This window comes from Streptomyces sp. NPDC079020, from assembly GCF_044542225.1.
Lineage (GTDB): Bacteria > Actinomycetota > Actinomycetes > Streptomycetales > Streptomycetaceae > Streptomyces.
On sequence record NZ_JBITUB010000012.1, the window covers coordinates 186,465 to 203,073 of the forward strand.

The 16,609-nt window shown below is 71.4% G+C and carries 12 protein-coding genes and 2 pseudogenes; 8 read left to right on the top strand and 6 right to left on the bottom strand.

What is annotated here, in order from left to right; all coding sequences use genetic code 11:
* Nucleotides 1–171: 171 nt before the first annotated feature.
* The 3 genes and pseudogenes from ACIGJO_RS25155 to ACIGJO_RS25165 form a co-directional block, all read right to left on the bottom strand.
* Nucleotides 172–1,101: pseudogene (locus tag ACIGJO_RS25155) on the bottom strand (transposase); the annotation flags it as partial.
* 76 nt (nt 1,102–1,177) lie between these two features.
* On the bottom strand, nt 1,178–1,816 hold the full coding sequence (locus tag ACIGJO_RS25160) for a flavin reductase family protein (RefSeq protein ID WP_399961607.1): 639 nt from the start codon (nt 1,814–1,816) through the stop codon (nt 1,178–1,180).
* Nucleotides 1,817–2,523: 707 nt separating this feature from the next.
* Complete coding sequence (locus ACIGJO_RS25165) at nt 2,524–2,850, bottom strand: plasmid stabilization protein (protein ID WP_399961610.1); 327 nt, start codon at nt 2,848–2,850, stop codon at nt 2,524–2,526.
* Nucleotides 2,851–3,145: 295 nt separating this feature from the next.
* On the opposite strand from ACIGJO_RS25165, the pseudogene ACIGJO_RS25170 reads away from it, so the two are divergent.
* The 8 genes and pseudogenes from ACIGJO_RS25170 to ACIGJO_RS25205 form a co-directional block, all read left to right on the top strand.
* Nucleotides 3,146–3,711 (top strand): annotated as a pseudogene (locus ACIGJO_RS25170) (hypothetical protein); the annotation flags it as partial.
* Between the two features lie 235 nt (nt 3,712–3,946).
* Nucleotides 3,947–4,279, top strand: coding sequence for a hypothetical protein (locus tag ACIGJO_RS25175; RefSeq protein ID WP_399961612.1), 333 nt, complete (start codon nt 3,947–3,949; stop codon nt 4,277–4,279).
* The gene (locus tag ACIGJO_RS25180; RefSeq protein WP_399961614.1) at nt 4,263–4,541 is read left to right on the top strand and encodes a CDGSH iron-sulfur domain-containing protein; all 279 of its coding nucleotides are present in this window, start codon (nt 4,263–4,265) and stop codon (nt 4,539–4,541) included. Before ACIGJO_RS25175 ends, ACIGJO_RS25180 begins: the two co-directional genes overlap by 17 nt.
* On the top strand, nt 4,522–5,589 hold the full coding sequence (locus ACIGJO_RS25185) for an iron-containing redox enzyme family protein (RefSeq protein WP_399961616.1): 1,068 nt from the start codon (nt 4,522–4,524) through the stop codon (nt 5,587–5,589). The genes ACIGJO_RS25180 and ACIGJO_RS25185 overlap by 20 nt, the downstream gene beginning before the upstream one ends.
* Before the next feature lie 303 nt (nt 5,590–5,892).
* A complete protein-coding gene (locus tag ACIGJO_RS25190; protein WP_399961618.1) occupies nt 5,893–8,184 on the top strand; it encodes a PQQ-binding-like beta-propeller repeat protein in 2,292 nt (763 codons plus the stop codon).
* A 221-nt stretch (nt 8,185–8,405) separates the two neighbouring features.
* Entirely contained in the window at nt 8,406–9,089 is a 684-nt protein-coding gene (locus ACIGJO_RS25195; protein WP_399961620.1) for a response regulator, read from the top strand.
* Nucleotides 9,090–9,091: 2 nt separating this feature from the next.
* Nucleotides 9,092–10,612: an ATP-binding protein gene (locus ACIGJO_RS25200; RefSeq protein ID WP_399961622.1), complete on the top strand. Its 1,521-nt coding sequence runs from the start codon at nt 9,092–9,094 to the stop codon at nt 10,610–10,612.
* On the top strand, nt 10,609–11,268 hold the full coding sequence (locus ACIGJO_RS25205) for a hypothetical protein (protein WP_399961624.1): 660 nt from the start codon (nt 10,609–10,611) through the stop codon (nt 11,266–11,268). Before ACIGJO_RS25200 ends, ACIGJO_RS25205 begins: the two co-directional genes overlap by 4 nt.
* A 200-nt stretch (nt 11,269–11,468) precedes the next feature.
* On the opposite strand, the gene ACIGJO_RS25210 is transcribed toward ACIGJO_RS25205, so the two are convergent.
* The 3 genes from ACIGJO_RS25210 to ACIGJO_RS25220 form a co-directional block, all read right to left on the bottom strand.
* On the bottom strand, nt 11,469–14,813 hold the full coding sequence (locus ACIGJO_RS25210) for a S8 family peptidase (protein ID WP_399961626.1): 3,345 nt from the start codon (nt 14,811–14,813) through the stop codon (nt 11,469–11,471).
* A gap of 262 nt (nt 14,814–15,075) precedes the next feature.
* The gene (locus ACIGJO_RS25215) at nt 15,076–15,636 is read right to left on the bottom strand and encodes a hypothetical protein (protein ID WP_399961628.1); all 561 of its coding nucleotides are present in this window, start codon (nt 15,634–15,636) and stop codon (nt 15,076–15,078) included.
* Nucleotides 15,637–15,717: 81 nt separating this feature from the next.
* Complete coding sequence (locus ACIGJO_RS25220; RefSeq protein WP_399961630.1) at nt 15,718–16,584, bottom strand: NAD-dependent epimerase/dehydratase family protein; 867 nt, start codon at nt 16,582–16,584, stop codon at nt 15,718–15,720.
* Nucleotides 16,585–16,609: the final 25 nt, after the last annotated feature.

Sequence of the window (16,609 nt, forward strand, 5' to 3'; positions counted from 1 at the left end):
GTAACGAGCAAGCGGCTCGGCATTCTGTGGCCGGCGGATCAGTCGCGGCGGCCCTGTCGGGGCCTGTGAAACTCCGGTAGGGGTCTGCTCGCTGTACGCCCGTCGACAGTGCTCGTGACGTGGCCGGGGAGGCCCAGCTGGTCAGCCCGTCAGGGCGGCAATCCCTGGTGTCCGGCCGGTGGCCATGAACGTGTCGGTTCGGCAGGTGGGCTGGCGGTCCTGTCCGGCTTCAAGGTTGCTCTCCGAGCGGTAGCCGGCATCGACGAGGGCCTGCTTGGGATGGGTTCCTGTGCTGGCGGCGGACTGGTCGAGCATCGTGGTGTAGTTGAGCGCGTCGGAGGCGTCGGTCGTCACGTCGGTGGCCTCGGCGCGATCTGGGCGCAGGCGGCCTGCAGCCTGGCGAGGCGTTTCTCGCGGCGGTCGAGTTCGGCGGGCAGGTCGGTTTCCTTGCCGGCGACTCCAAGGGTGGCGTCCTTGGTCTCGTCGGTGACCTCGGCGTCGGCGAGCGGGGCGGCGGCCTTCGCCTCCAGCGCGGCGATCTGTGCCTGGATGCGCTGTTCCCTGTCGACGAGGCGGCCGAAGCTCATCGCCTGTGCTTGGAGGCATTCGCTCCGAACTTGGTGCCGTCCAGGGCGACGTGGCCCACTGTGACCCTGCCGGGCTTGGTTCCGAGATGCAGCGACTGAGTGAACAGGCCTGTGAGGGCGTTCAGGTGGCGGCGGCGGAACCGGGCGATCGAGCGGAAGTCCGGGGCTTGGCCGGCGGCCAGGAACCGAAACGTGGCGTCGTCGGCGTACTTGCGTTGGATCGCCCGGGAGGAGGGGACGCCGTGGTGCAGTCGTAGATCAGCAGACGTACCATCAGCCTGGGGTCGTAGGGCGGGTAGCCCCGCTTCTCGGTGCAGTCGGCCAGGACCGGTCCAAGGTCGAGTACCTCGTTGACCAGGTCCGCGACGAACCGGGCGAGGTGTCCCTCGGGCAGCCAGTCGTCCAGCGGCGGCGGCAGCAGCAGAACCTGATGCGGGTCGAACCCCCGGAACCGCTTGTCCGCCGCCGCACGCATCTGCGGCCGACGCTTCTCGACCGGCTCGACCTCGAACAGGCCCTCTCCATCAGGCATACCGTGAACATCTCGTACGAATGGTCACGGGATGCGGGCGATGGTTGCCGATGCCTGCTCAGGCGGTCGTCGACCGGAGCTGGTGCGGCATGCTCCAGCCCTCGGCGAGTCTCGACGGGTGAAGGTTGTGTCCCCCGCCGAAGAACTCGCAGAACTTCATGATCAGCGGATCCCAGCCGAGCGGGTCCACATAGTGCGTCCCCGGGACGACCAGGTGCTCCTCGATATGGGCGCGAAGAACCTCGACCTCGAAGGCGGTGGCGTGCGGCTCGGGACCGCCGAAAGGTTGGGCCGAGACGACCCTGCACTCCAGCTGGACCGGGCACTCCGCAACCCTGGGGGCCCGGACCAGGTCGGATGCCTGTTCGGTCAACCGTGCGATGGAGAACTTGTCCGGCTCGTACCGGTAGCCCTGCTTCGTCTTGTAGTCCGGCATGGCCGGCTTTCCGGTCGTGAGCGCGATCCGGTCGACCGTATCGACCATCGCCGACGAGGGCAGGTTGAGGACGCACTCGCCTTCCCGAAGCAGGTTCGCGGTGGTCTGGGCGTTGTTGCCGAGACCGAGCATGCAGGACTGACCCAGCCACCATGCCGAGGACATCGGCGCGAGGTTCGCCGTGCCGTCCTCGTTGAGTGAGCTGATCAGCACCACCGGAGTTCCGAAGTACAGGACCTTGAGCCCGGGGACGACGTGCATGCGCTGTGCCTTTCGCGGAGTGTCGGACAGACAGGGTCCGCGATCAGGAACACGAACCGTCGTTGACTCTCTCGTGAGCGAAACGATGATACTGGCGGAAATGCGACATCGCGTTTCGAACGAGTGGAGCGATCGCCCGATGACGGGCCCGGCGTGATTACCCGGACACCCTCCTAGGCATCTGAGTGTCCCCTGTACCTCGTGTACCTCGTGTACCTCGTGTACCTCGTGTGCCTCGTGTGCCTCGGATGTATGCCCCGTGGCCGGCGATGAGCGGGGTGGACGGGGAGGTACTTGTCTACGAAGGCCCCGAAGCCACCGTTCTGGCCGGTTACGGCGCCGTAGGAGTCTCCGAGGAACTGGAAAGGGCCTTCAGCCCTTGGAGGAAGCCCGGGCCGAAGTCTCCCAGGACCGCTCCTGGGCTGTTGGGGTCTTCGGGGGGCAGGCGGCTGGGGTCGGTCAGCAGGGTGGGCTCGTTGTCGGCGTAGGAGTACGGGGACACGCAGGAGGTTGAGGCGCCTCGGGGTGACCTGCCGGTCCCCACCCGGGTGGACTCCACCGGCCCGTTCGAGATCGGTGACGGAGCGGAGTACGCGTACCCGGTGATGAACTGCGTCACCACCGAGCTGCGGAACGTGGCTGTCTCCGACTGCCTGAACACCGGCAGCAGGGCCGTCTCGCCGTGCGGACCGCCGTGGACCGGTTGTTCAGCGGCTGACGGCCTGACGGAGCTGCTCCTTGTTCATCGTTGAGCGGCCCTCGATGTTCTTCCTCCTGGCCTCTTCGTACAGCTGGTCCCTGGTGCGGCCCTGCGCGCCCTTGTGCGAGCGCTCTCCGCCTCGCTGGGAGGCCGACTTGGGGTCCTGGGTGGACGTCCTGCTCGCCGTCCTCGACTCGCCCGAGCGGGCCCGTTCCTTGTTGACGGTGCGGGCGGCGATCTCTTTCGCGCGCTTCTCCGACTCCCCGCGCTTCTCGGCGCTCTCCTTCACGTGTTCGTACTGGCGCTCGCGTTTGCGGCTGGATCCTGCCGGCACGGCGTTCTCCTTCTTGCTCGTAGGAGCTCTTCCCCCGGGCACCTGGTCTGTTCGGGCGATGGCGACACGGCGCCGCCCACGACGGGTTGCCACTGGTCCACGTGCGAAACATGGCATCGCTGCCCCGGATATGCCCATCGGGCCGTGCGCTCGGGTGACGCCAGGTGCCGTCGTCGGAGTCCAGCTGCCGAAGAGGCCGAATGGACCACGTCAACAGGGAGCACTCCGCCGGGCGCGGACAGAATGCATGCCACGGAGCGCGGCGCACCTTCCGTTCACCCAGGGGCCGGCCCAGATGGTTGCCACCGACGGCGTCCGGGGCAACGCCGTGGCGCCGGGGCCGGTTCTGGATACCTCTGATCCCCGCGATGCTCCCGGACACCAGGGAGTTCGGCCAGGGAGTTCGGCGGGGGCCGACCCGAGGGTACGGGCGGTCCTGGGTGATGCCCTGTTCGGCGCGGACATGCTCGCCGTGTCGGGTCTGGATGACCGGACCACATCCCACGGGATCGTGAAAAGAGCGGAGGAGCTGATGGCCGACGTGGTGGGCGCCGAGCACACGTTCCTTCTTAACCCGGGGTAGTTCGCTCTCGGTGAAGGCGGCGATGCTGTCCGTCGCCGGCCCGTATGAAGCGCTGCTTGTCAGGCGTGATGTGCATGAATCAGTCATCGCGGGCCTGATCCCTGCCGGCATTCGCCCGGTATGGGCCAACCCTCAGTGGGGCCCCGATCGCCATCTCGCCCCCCACGGCTCCCGAGGCCTTCCGGGCGGCCTTCGAGGAACATCCCGACGCACGAGGGGCACTCGTCACCGGTCCGGCACCGTACGGCACCTGCGCCGGCATTCCGCACGCGGCCGACAGCACCGTCGGCGCCCTCCGCATGTCCGTCCACGATGTGGGCGCCGACTGACCGGCCACCGGGCGGCAGACCTGTCACCCGTACGCCGGCCTGTGCGGGCGGACACAGGTCAGGGGGCCGGGAGCGCCGTGAAGTGGCGGCGGACCACCAACAGGCCGAACCTGAATGGGCGGGGCACCCGCCCGGCGAGACGAGCAGGGACATGAACCTGTCTGCCCCACCGTGGAGGTTTCCGATGACGGCACCGGTCGTGGGGCGTGGATACGTACGGTGGGCCGTTCACCACCACCTCGGGGCGATGACCGGCGGGCGGCCCGGTGAGGCCGCCGTGCGGTACGCCCGGGACGCGGGGCAGGGCGTACGGCAGGCACTCCTGGTGCACTGCGGAGTCGGCGACGCCGAGGAAACGTTCCGAAGGGCCGCTGCCACCGTGTCGCGCCGCTCAGTGACGGACCGGGCCAGCGGACCTGTGATCACCTGCCGGCTGCCGTGGCCGAGGGCCCAGGGTCTGATCGGCGCCGACGAAGACGCAGAGGAACCGGTGGTCGTCCGTGCCGAACGAAGCTGACCGTGCCAGGCGTGTGACCGTTGTCCGCGACGGGCCGATTCTGATCGACGGGCCGGTGGAGATCGTCCGGGACGACGGCACGATCGCCGCTTCCGACCGGTTCGTCGTCGCCGTGTGCGTCTGCCGGCGCAGCCGCGCGTACCCCTGGTGCGACACCAGCCACCGCAGGCGTACGAAGCCCTCCGGCACCGGCCTCCGTGAGGACGGCGACCGGACGTCCGGAAGCGACCCGAAGGGTTCCCATGACGGCGCCCCCCACTGACCACAGCTCTGCGGGCCCGGCCGTTCCCACCTCCCGGGGACCGTTGACGGCGGGTCTGTTCGCGGCCCTCGCCTCGCCGCGACAGGCTCCTCCCGGAGTGGACGAGGCCGCAGCCGCCGACCCGTACGGGGAGGACCTGCACCTGGCCCTCTACGTGCTCTACGAACTGCACTACCAAGGCTTCGCAGGCGTCGCCGAGGACCGTGAGTGGGACCCCGTGCTCATGCCGTTGCGCCGGGCACTTGAGCAGCGGTTTCTCTGCGTTCTGCGGACAGATGTCCCTTCCGGACGCTCGACGGACGTGGCCTTCGGTGAACTGCTCGCCGAGCCCACCGACCCACGCGGCGGCATCGCCCACCATCTGGAGCACGCCGGAGAGCTGTGGCAGATCCGCGAGTACGCGGCGCTGCGCTCGCTCTACCACCTCAAGGAGGCGGACCCGCACGCCTGGGTGATTCCCCGGCTGCGCGGGCGGGCCAAGGCCGGCATGGCCGCCATCGAGTACGACGAGTTCGGCGCCGGGCGGGCCGAGAACATCCATGCCCGGCTCTTCGCCGGGCTGATGGGTGATCTGGGCCTGAACACCCGCTACGGCCACTACGTGGAGGTGGCCCCCGCCCCCGCCCTCGCCGTCGTGAACGTCATGACGCTGTTCGGCCTGCACCGGGCCCTGCGCGGAGCGCTGGTCGGCCATTTCGCCTGCGCAGAGGTCACCTCGTCGCCCGCTTCCCGTCGGCTCGCCGAGGCGATGCGGCGTACCGGTGCCGGGCCCGCGGCCGAGCGCTTCTACACGGAGCACGTCGAGGCGGACGCCGTACACGAACAGGTCGTACGCCGAGAGGTGATCGGCGGTCTGCTCGCCGAAGAGCCGCACCTGGACTCCGAGGTGGCCTTCGGAGCCGACGCCACGGTGCACCTGGAGAGCCGACTGGCGTCTCATCTCCTGAACACCTGGCGGACCGGACGGTCTGCGCTGCGCGGCGGCGCCGTTGCTGCCGACCCGCGCTCGCGCTCTCGTCAGCACCCTGTCACGCCGCCCGACATGTAGAGGGCGTGGGTGCCCGTGCGCGGGCCCGGCCGGCCGTCCGCCGCGGGGAGGATCGCGCGGTCGCCGTGCCAGGAGGCCTCCCGCCCTCCTGGAGTTCTCGGGTCTGCCGCCGTGTGCCGCGACGAATTTCTGTATCGGCGAATACCCGGTGGGGCTTCGTCGTCTGCGGCACGGGAGCGGTCCCGGGCTCCCAGTTCGTCACCCGCATTGCTCCGTCGTACCGCTCTGCGGCTAGTTTGTGTGCAGGACAGGTACGCGGGCCCGTGGTGGCGGAGACCCACGGGGAACGGGAGGTCGGGAAGAGTGTCGCTGCGCGGAGGTGATCCGGTCGAGATCGGTGGCTATCCACTGGAGGCTCGGCTCGGCTCGGGTGGCATGGGCACGGTCTTTCTGGCCCGTACGAGTTCGGGGCGACCTGTCGCGATCAAACTGATCCACCAGCAGTTCGCGGGGGACGACGAGTTCCGCATCCGTTTCCGGCAGGAAGTGGCGGCGGCGAGGCGGGTGAGCGGCGCGTTCACCGCCGCCGTGGTCGACGCCGCTCCTGAGGCCGAGCAGCCGTGGATGGCGACGACCTACATCGAGGGGCACACGCTCGCCCAGCACATCGCCGCGGAGGGCCCGCTGGACGGGGCGGAGCTGCGGAGGCTCGCCATCGGACTGGCGGAGGCGCTGCGCGACATCCACCGGGTGGGGGTGGTCCACCGCGACCTGAAGCCCTCGAACGTCGTGCTCTCGCCCGAGGGCCCGCGCGTCATCGACTTCGGCATCTCGCGCGCCGTGGACCAGCAGACACTGACGATGACCGGGCGGGTCATCGGTACGCCCCCCTTCATGTCGCCGGAACAGTTGCAGGCGCCGCGTGGTGTGGGGCCGCGGTCCGATGTCTTCTCGCTGGGGACGCTGCTGGTGTACGCGGCGACGGGCCACGGGCCCTTCGACGCGGACAGCCCTTATATGACGGCGTATCAGGTGGTGCACGAGGAGCCGTCGCTGGGCGCGGTGCCGGTGGCTCTGCGCGCGGTCGTCGAGTCGTGCCTGGACAAGGAGCCCGACGGGCGGCCCTTCGCGGACGAACTCCTCGTGCTGCTGCGGGACCTGCCGGCCGACCTCGGCGGGACCGACCCGAACAGGGTCGTCATGGGCCGCACCCGCGACATGAACACCCAGCATCACGTCGCGACGGAGGACACCCCGGCGCCGGCCCCCGCCCCGGCCACCGCCCCGGCCGGTTCCGAAACCGGAGCCGGTCCCGAAACCGGAGCCGGTCCCGGAACCGGGAACGGGAGTACCGGCAGCCCCGTCGGGCGCCGTCCGCGCCGCCGATGGAGGCCCGTGCTCGCGGCTGCGGTCGCGGTCGCGGTCGTGGCGATCGGCGGGGGAGTCGCCGCGCTCAAGGTGGGCGACCTCGGGGGAAACGGCGGCGACAAGGGCGACAGCGTCGCGGCGCCGGGTACCGCGCTTCCGGGCGGTTTCGAGCCGTGGCGCCGGACCGTGCACGGCGGTCGCGAGGACATCCCCGACGAACTGCGCTGTCTCGCCCACGGCGACGCGGTGTTCTGCGGCGGCGGCAGTGTGGTCGCGACTCGTATCAGCGCCCTGGACGGCTCGCCGGTGTGGACGGTGAAGAGTCCGGGTGTCCCCGTCCAGGGCATGCACCTGGTGGGGGCCACCGACGACACGGTGCTCGGCTACCGCATCGCCGCCCAGGACGCCCCGCAGGACCCTCCCAGTGAGGTGGTGGCCCTCGACGCGGACAGCGGCCGGGAGCTGTGGTCCGTGCCGTCCGGCGCCCAGTCGCAGGCCGTCGCGGGCCGGTCCCAGGACGCTCTCGTGGTCGGCTCGGCCGTGGTGACGGTCGATGGCTTCAACTCCAGTTTCGAGGCCCGGGACGCGCACAGCGGTGATGTCGCCTGGACGACGCCGTTCCCCGTGGGCCGGCGGTGCGCTCCCGTCCCCATGGCCGCTCAGCTCCTCGCGATGTGCGCGACGGACGAGGAGCTGGATGCCTCGGAGGTGCAGCACCCCACCCTGCACACGGTCGACCGCGCCTCGGGGAAACTGGGCAGGCCCATCGCGGTCGACGGCCCCGCCGTGCCGATGGGCGTCGCCGACGGCCGGCTCGTACTCCTTCAGAGGCACATGGAGGGAACGGCGCCGGCCGGCTACGAGGGCGTGGCGCGGGTCGACCCGGCCTCCCGGAAGGTCACGTACTCCCGGCTGTCCAGGACGCTTGAGGGAACGCCCGGCATGGCGGACGGCACCGTCTACCTGAGCGGGCAGACCGGTCTCGTCACCGCGCTCGACCCCGCGACCGGCCGGAAGAAGTGGTCGCGGCAGACGGCCGTGGAGGGTGCGTCGGGACCCGCGGCGGGAGCCGGTGCGCTGTACTTCAGCTCGGCCACCGGCCGGGTGGTCGCCCTGTCGCCGGACGACGGCAGGACCCTGTGGACGACTGATCCCCAGGCCGACGGTCTGACGGGTGAGCAGGGCGCGAGCCCGCGCGTCACCCTCGCGGGGCGTGCGGTGATCGTGGCCGCGGCCGAGAACACCGTCTTCGCGTTCGACGCGCGGAAGCCGCCGGTATCGGGCTGACCCGGCGGCACCGGACGCCGGCCGCTCTCCCGCACGGACGGAGTCATCCGGTCCACTGGTCCGTCCGTCCGGCCGCTCTCCCGCATGGACGCGGTCGTCCGGTCCACTGCTCCGTCCCCTGACCCCCGTCCGCCGTGTCCTTTACGACGCCCCATCCCCACCGCCACGACGCCCCATCCCCACCGCCACCCCTCATTTCCCTTCACCCCGGAGATACCGCCATGCCACGCGTCCTCCTCGTCGAAGACGACCCCGCCGTGCGAGAGGGCGTCGAGATCGGGCTGCGCCGGCGCGGGCACGAGGTCCTCGCCGCCGCGACCGGCGAGGCCGGTCTGGAGGCACTGTCCGCCTTTCGTCCCGATCTCCTGCTGCTCGACCTGATGCTCCCCGCCATGAGCGGTGTCCAGGTGTGCTGCCGGGTGCGCGAGACCAGCCAGTTACCGATCATCATGCTGACCGCGCGCGGCGACGACGTCGACATCGTCGTCGGCCTGGAGGCGGGTGCGGACGACTACATCGTCAAGCCCGCCCGTACCGAGGTCATCGAGGCCCGCATACGTGCCGTGCTGCGCCGCATCGAAGGCCCGGTCGGCGCCAGGCCCGCCGTGGAGCGCCACGGCGGACTCGACATCGACCGCGCCGGTCACACCGTCCTCAAGTCGGGCGACCGGGTGGCCCTCGCCCCCTCCGAACTGAAGCTGCTGCTGTACCTGTCGGCGGCGCCGGCGCAGGTCTTCAGCCGGCAGCGCCTCCTGGAAGAGGTCTGGGGGCACAGCTACCACCATGACGTCCGGCTGGTGGACGCCTGTGTGCGCCGGCTGCGCGCCAAGATAGAAGACCCGTCCGGCAGCCCTCGGTACATTCAGACCCTGCGGGGCTTCGGCTACCGCTTCGGTCCCCTGTGAGGATGCCCGGAGCGAGGGCCGCGTTCGGGCTGCGCACCCGGCTGGTGATCGCGTTCCTGCTGGTGGCCGCCGTCAGCGCCGTGACGACCGCCGCGCTGACCTATCGGGAGGCGCGCAGCGCGGTCCTCGTGCGCGCGCAGGACACGGCGGTCGCCTCCTTCCGCGAGGAGGTCGAGCGGTTCGTCCCCCGACTGCCGCTGGATCCGGATTCGCTGAGGTGGTACCTCTACGACATCGCGGCGCGCGCCAAACCGCACCCGTGGATCGTCTTCGCCGAGTACGGATCGTTACGCGCCTCCTCGGGCGACCGGCCCGTCTCCGGCGTTCTGACCGAGGAACTGCGCCGCACGGCGCTCACTTCGCCGCACGGCAGCTTCGAGCGGGTCGTCAAGGACGGGAAGGCGTATCTGACGATCGGGATGCCGGTGATGACCCGGGTGGTCGCAGGCGGCGGCGCGGTACCCAGTGGCCTGGTTCTCTACGCCGTGATGCCCATGACGAACGAGGAGGTGGACATCGACGCCCTGGTGACCGCTGCCCGCCACGGCGCTCTGCCGGGACTGGTGGTGGCCCTGGTGCCCGCACTGCTCGCGGCACGCAGCGTGCTGCGCCCCGTCCGTGAACTGCGGCGCGCCGCGGACTCCATGGGCGGCGGCCGCCTCGACACACGTATCCCCGTGCACGGCCGGGACGAAATGGCCGACCTGGCCAGGACGTTCAACGAGTCGGCGGCCCGACTCGAACGCTCCGTACAGGAGTTGCGGGACGCCGGGACGCGGGCCCGGCGCTTCGCCTCGGACGTCTCGCACGAGTTGCGCACCCCGCTCGCCGCGATGCTCGCCGTCACGGACGTGGTGGACGAGGACGCCGGGACACTCGCCCCGGACACCGCTCGGGCGGTGCGCCTGATCAGCGCCGAGACCGGGAAACTGGCCGTACTGGTGGAGGATCTGATGGAGATCTCCCGCTTCGACGCCCGCGCGGCGGAGCTCAACGCCGACGAGGTGGATGCGGCGGAGGCCGTGCGCAGCACCCTGTCCGACAGACAGTGGCTCGGCCGGGTCCGCTCGGAACTGCCCGACGGCCTGCGGATCCGCCTCGACCCGCGCCGCTTCGATGTCATCGTGGCCAACCTGGTCGGCAACGCCCTGCGCCACGGTGCCGAACCCGTCACCGTGCGGCTGTCGGCACGCGGGGGTGCGCTGGTCACCGAGGTGCACGACAGCGGCTCCGGGATCGCGCCGGACGCGCTGCCGCACATCTTCGACCGTTTCTACAAGGCGGACGCCGCACGTTCCCGCTCGATCGGCAGCGGCCTCGGGCTCGCGATCACCCAGGAGAACGTACAGCTGCACGGCGGCACGATCCGCGCGGACAACGCGCCCGGCGGCGGCGCCCTGTTCACCGTGGAGCTGCCCTTCGACGGGCCCGCGTCCCGGAGCGGCACACCGGAGGGTCCCCCGCCCGCGCACGGTGGCACGAGACCGGCGGACAGCCGCGACCGGACGGAGGCCACCGCGTGAAGAAGCAGGCGGCCCATGGGCGTCGGGCGGTCCGGCTCGCCGCCGCGCTGCTGGTGCTCGCCGGTGGCCCGCTCGCCGGCTGCGGTATTCAGGAGACGGCCGTGATCGAGGCGGGCGGCCCGGTTGTCGCCGATCTGCTTCCCCCGCGCGAGGGGCGCATGCTGCTGTTCTTCTTCTCGCCCGACAACGAACTGCTGCCCGTGCCACGGGCCGTCGAAGCGGAGTGGCGCGACGGCGCCGCGGTCCCCCTCGGGCCGGACGACCCCGCGGCAGGTCCGGACGAGCCGTACGGACGGGACGGCCCCGGGGGTTCGTTCCCGGTGGGTGAGGACGAACCCCTCTCGCCGTTCGCGGCCGTCACCGCCCTGCTCGCCGGACCGGACAAGGCCGAACGGCGGGCCGGGCTCCGCAGCGCTCCCTCGCTGCCCCCTGCGGCATCGGCCGTGGACCGGATCGTGCGGGACGGCCCCACCGTCGAGGTCCGCCTGCGCCTGCGGGTGACACGGCTGACCGCGCCGGCCCGCGACCAGATCGTCTGCACGGCCGCGTACGCGTCGCATGCCCAGGGAGCCGTGTCCGTACGTCTGGTGGGGCAGGAAGCACGCCTCGCCCCGGCCGACTGCCCCCTGCGACCGGTGCCGGCGCCGGCACGCTGAGCCGCGGCAGAGGAGGGCGAGCCGGCCGAACACGGGTGACGAAGAGGCCGGTCGGGCTGTTCCGGGGGACCGCACACGAAAGCAGCGGCCCGCCGGAACGTGGGTTCCGGCGGGCCGCTCTCCTCAGCTCACCCGGGGCCGAATGCCGCCCGTCGGGGTCTCACCCGATCGCGCGCCGTGGGTTCCGGCCCGGGGCTGCCTCACTTGCCGAAGAAGGCGTTGTGGATCGTGACCGTCGACCGGTTGCCGGCCTTGTCGGTCGCGACGGCCTTCAGCGAGATCGCCTTGTCCTTGGCCGGGGCGCGCATCGTGATCTTGTCCGCAACGACCGGGACGGGCAGCCACGTCGTGCCGTCGTACGACACCAGGACCTGCAGGGTCTTCAGGTTGGCGCCGGCCGCCGCTCCCTGTACGGCGACGGGGAAGGTCTGCCTGCTGCCCGCCGGGACGGTGGAGTCCGGCGCGAGCTGCGGCAGGAAGCGGACCGTGGAGACCGGGAGCTGGGCCGGGCTCTCGGCGTGGGCCGAGTCGAAGGTCCACGAGGCGTCGATCCGGGTCCCGGTGCGGTTGAACGCCGGGTTCCGGTTGACCGTGGTCGACACCGTGTACGCGGCGGAGTCCGCCGGCAGCGTGAAGGGCTCCTCGTCGATGGCGACGTCCTTGCGCGCGTACAGCTCGCCGTTGCGGTGAATGGTGGTGCCGGCGCTTGAGTACCGGGCGAACCCGGAATGGCCTGCCCCGTCACTGACCAGCGGGAACGCGCCGTGGATCTCGTCGCCGTCGCGTACGATCCCCTCGTCCGCGGTCATCCGCGGACCCATGACACCGATGTTGAACTTCTCGGTGTACGTCCTGCCCGCCACGAACCGCTGCGGGCCGCCGAGCTCGTACGCCGAGTCGAGGAGGCGGTAGCCCGTCGGGTCCTTCTCACCCAGGACGCCCGCGACGATGTTCCAGGAGGCCCCGTCGGCCGTGGACACATACACATTCCGCGTCCCCGGTGCGGACTGCACGGAGTAGGGGGCTTCGACGCCGCCTCCGTAGTCCAGGATGCCGTGCGCCGCGACGGCACCGTCGAGGCCGGGTACGGACGAGCCGATCGTCGTCTTCACCAGGGCCATGTCCTTGGCCGCGTACGTCTTGCTGTAGCCGGTGGCCAGCTCCTGGACCGGGCCGCCGGTGAGGACGTTGTACTCGCTGGTGCCCTGCTCCCAGTTCGCGGACCACTGCTGGGCGAGGGCGCCTTCGTCCATCCGGGGACCCTGGTACGCGGTGCGCAGATTGTCGAAGCCGCTGAACTCGCCCCCCTCGATGATGAAGGTCTCGGGCGTGCTCAGGGTGTACATCATTCCGGCGCGCGTGTAGCGAGCGGCCGCGTCCGGCACCTTGAAGTCCACGGGCCGGGTGGTCCGGGCGTCCAGGGTGACGGTGGTGGGACCGGTCACCGAGAGCTGCGGATTGTTGATCAGATCGGCGCCCTTGTCCGGGGCCGCGGGGTCGACCAGCATGTCGGCGGCGAGGCTGTAGGTGCCGCGCGGCAGCCGGACCGTGGTGGAGCCCGAGGACAGGTCGGGGAAGAACCGCAGGCCTGCCGCGGACTCGCGGTAGCCCTTCAGGTCGGCCTGCCAGCCGGTGCTGGGCGCACCGTCCCGGCCGATGGTCTTGAAGGTGACCTCGTACGACTCGCTCTCCCGCTCCACCGCCGTCGCGGTGCGCACGGCCTGACCGCCTCCGGACGCCACGACCGTGGCCGAGTAGGAGCCGTCGACCGTTCCGCCGAGCCGGGTGTCGGCCGTCAGGTCCACGGCGGCGGTGCCGCCCGCCGGGACCGTCAGCCGCTGTGCTCCGAGGGTGAAGAACCCGGCCGGGGCGGGCTTTCCGTCCCCGCCGGTGGGCGCCTCCAGCGACAGGTCCAGCGTCACGTCGGCGGTGCCGTTGTTCTTGTACTTCACCTGCTCGGTGACGGGCGTGTCGTCGGTGTGGGGCCACTGCTGGGTGCCCAGGCTGACCGAGCCCGGCTCGGAGACGAGGCTCTGGTCGATCGCCTTGTCGACGGCGAGCCGGCCCGCGCCCTGCTGGAAGACCGTGTGGGAGCCGCCCTTGGCCGAGGCCGTCAGGACAGCCTTGATCTGTGCGCCCGTCCAGGTGGGGTTCTTCTGCTTGAGGATCGCCGCGGCGCCCGCGACGTGCGGGGTCGCCATCGACGTACCGCTCTGGCTGACGTACCCGGGAGGGTTCTGTTCCGGGACGCCGGCCGCCGCGGCCGCCGTGATCTCCACGCCCGGCGCGGTGATGTCGGGCTTGACGGCGTTGTCCCCGGTGCGGGGCCCGACGCTGGAGAAGTCGGCGATCCGGTCGTTGTCGTCGACCGCGCCGACCGTCAGGGCCGCGTCGGCGCTGCCCGGAGAGGCGACCGTGCCCCGCCCCGGCCCGCTGTTGCCCGCGGCTATCGCGAACAGGACGCCCTTCTCCGCGGAGATCTTGTTGACCTGGGCCTCCAGTGGGTCGATCCCCGCGGTGTCGGGACTGCCCAGGCTCATGTTGACGATGTCGGCACCCTGGGCGACGGCCCAGTCGACCCCCGCGAGGATGCCGGAGTCGTCGCCGACGCCGCGGTCGTCCAGCACCTTGGCGCTGATCAGCCGGGCCCCGGGCGCCACGCCCTTGAACCGGGCGTCCTTCGCCCCCGTGCCGGCGGCGGTGGAGGCCACATGTGTGCCGTGTCCGACACGGTCCTTGGCGTCCGGGGAGGCGCTGAAGTTCTCCTCCGCCACCACGCGGCCCGCCAGATCCGGGTGGGTGGCGTCGATCCCGGTGTCCACGACGGCGATCTTGACACCCGTGCCGTCGTACGAGCGGGCCCAGGCCGCCGGGGCGCCGATCTGACCGGTGCTGTGGTCGAGCGACGCCTTGCGCACGCCGTCCAGCCAGATCCGCGCGATGCCCGAGGTCGTGGCCGCCGAACCGTCGCGCCGCTGACGGGTCAGGGCGTCCCACAGGGCGCCCGTGCTGTCGGTGGCACCGGCAGTCGTGACGGCATCGGCGTCGAGCGCCGACAGCGTCCGGCGGACCGTGGTGCCGTCGGACGAACGCACCCCGGCGCGGGCGGACTTGGCCGCCGCTCCCCGGTAGCCCACGATCACTTTGAGCCCGGCACGGTTGGCCTTGCGGCTCTCCGGCGCGGCGAGTCCGGTGATGTCGAACAGCCGCTGGTCCAGCGTGCCGTCGGCGATCAGCCGCCGGGCGTCACGCGGCACCACATAGGTACGGCCGTCGTAGGTCTGGGTGAAGAACGGGATGTCCTCCCGGCCCTTCGCCCGCTGGATACCGCCGACCCGGCCGCGGGAGTCCACGAGGACCCGGTCGCCGGTGATCAGGGTGACGGTGTGCATGGCGTTGCCGGCGGTCCGCGAGTTCTTGACGCCGACCGGGGACGCCGTGTCCGGGCCGCCGGTCCGCGCCGATACCGGGCCGGTCATGCCCGCGGTGAGGGCGACGGCGGCCGCGGCGACGACGGCGTACGCCTTCTTTGATCGTTTACGCAAGATTGCCCCTGCTCAGGAGTGAATCGGGCGGGCGAGGGCCCGGCCGCACGGGGCGTGCTCGAATGTGCGTACGACCCCGGGGCTCTGAAGTATGCCGAGGCCGTTCGAAGGCACTCAATGATCGTTGTGTAACAGCTGTCCGGCCCGGTCCGGCCCGTTCGCGAGGGCGCGCCCGCCCCGGACCGGCACAGTCCGGTGGACACGAACGCCGGCCGTACGAACCGTCAGGTCCGAGGCGCGGTACCCGGGCGAGCGGAGCCGGCTACCCCGGGAACGGGGCGACCGCCTGACCGCCGGCCAGCGCGTCGAGACGTCCGGCCGCGTCGTCGTCGAGGAAGAAGACCGTCATGGCCTGGCCGTTGTGCCGGACATGGAAACGCCGCGACCCGTGTTCCAGTTCGTCCATGAGATAACCGACCACCATCAGGTCGGCCCAGTCGTCATGGACGTCGATGGACCATTCGACCCGCCGGCCGCCCGCCGTGTACGCGATCCACGCCTCCTCCGTGCCGAGGTCGACGTGGTCCCGCAGGTCGGACAGGGCGTCAGGCCGGCCGGTGATCCGGCACAGCTGCCGGGCGATCGCCACGTACGAACCGTGCCCGCGGACGCACTCGGTGTCGAAGTGCCAGGCCCGGTCGCAGAACCAGCGCTCCCACGGCTCCTCCTCGACCGCGCAGCCCAGTGCGAACAGCACCAGGTCGAACGGCTCGGTCTCGAAGGCCTCCCGCGGCCACGACCGCAGCAACTCCTCCACGGTCCGTCCGGCCGCGAGCGGCAGCCCCAGTTCCGCCAACGTGTCCAGCTGATCCTCAAGACGCATGGCCGGGATCGTAACCGTGGCCTCGGACAACGGCCGCCGCGCGGGCACGGGTGAGGTGCTGGCGCGGCGGCCGCCGCGGCCTCAGCCCGGGGCGGCCGCCGCGTCGCCGAGGAGGTTGTGTGCCGTGAATCCGAGCAGCCTGTACGCGGCCGAGGTGTCGACCGGCGCCGTGCGGCCCGGCATGGGGCGCCGCAGCACGGTGGTGGGGTGGTAGCGCCGCAGCAGTTCCTCCGTGGGGTACGGCACGATGATCTCGGGGGCGCAGAGGTGTACCGCGTGCGCCGCGCGGCCGGGTACGTCCAGGGCCAGCAGCGCGGCCCTCGCCGCGTCATGGACCTCCAGGTAGGTCCACAGCTCCCGCGCCCCGGCGGCGGGGTCGGCCGTGAGCCGGGCGGCCTGCGCGTGCAGCCGTTCCTCGAAGCCGCCCACGAACGGATAGCGCAGGCACACCACACTCATCCCGTGCCGCCGCGCCATCATCCGCGCCGTCAGTTCGTCGACCTGCTTGGACAGGCCGTAGGGATCGGCCACCTGGGAGGCCATCGCCTCGTCGACCGGTGCGTACGGCGGATGCGGATCCTCCGCGTCCGTCCAGGGCAGGCCCGTGACCCCCCAGGAGCTCGCCACCGCCGCGTGCCGGATCCCGGCCCGGCCCGCCTCCTCCAGGACGGTGAAGGTGGAGAGACTGTTGCCCCCGAAGACCTCGCCCGGGGTGTTGCGCGCGGGAGTCGGGATGGCCGCCAGATGGATGACCGCGTCGGCGCCCTCCAGGGCCGCCCGTACGGTCTTCGTGTCGGCCGCGTCGCCGGTCACGACCAGGCGCGCCGCGAGGTCACCGGGATCGTCGAGGACCAGGGCGTTCGCCTCGATCCCGCGCTCGGCGAGCAGCGCGAGGACCGCTCGCCCGATCCGCCCGGCGGCCCCGGTGACCATCGCTCTGACGACCATCCAGTCACTCCCTGCGTCGGTTCTT

Excerpts from the sequence above, each read along its gene's own strand:
- ACIGJO_RS25175 (WP_399961612.1), top strand. The coding sequence starts at position 3,947 with ATGACGGCACCGGTCGTGGGGCGTGGATACGTACGGTGGGCCGTTCAC.
- ACIGJO_RS25195 (WP_399961620.1), top strand. The coding sequence starts at position 8,406 with ATGCCACGCGTCCTCCTCGTCGAAGACGACCCCGCCGTGCGAGAGGGC.
- ACIGJO_RS25215 (WP_399961628.1), bottom strand. The coding sequence starts at position 15,636 with ATGCGTCTTGAGGATCAGCTGGACACGTTGGCGGAACTGGGGCTGCCG.
- ACIGJO_RS25160 (WP_399961607.1), bottom strand. The coding sequence starts at position 1,816 with ATGCACGTCGTCCCCGGGCTCAAGGTCCTGTACTTCGGAACTCCGGTG.
- ACIGJO_RS25200 (WP_399961622.1), top strand. The coding sequence starts at position 9,092 with ATGCCCGGAGCGAGGGCCGCGTTCGGGCTGCGCACCCGGCTGGTGATC.
- ACIGJO_RS25220 (WP_399961630.1), bottom strand. The coding sequence starts at position 16,584 with ATGGTCGTCAGAGCGATGGTCACCGGGGCCGCCGGGCGGATCGGGCGA.
- ACIGJO_RS25185 (WP_399961616.1), top strand. The coding sequence starts at position 4,522 with ATGACGGCGCCCCCCACTGACCACAGCTCTGCGGGCCCGGCCGTTCCC.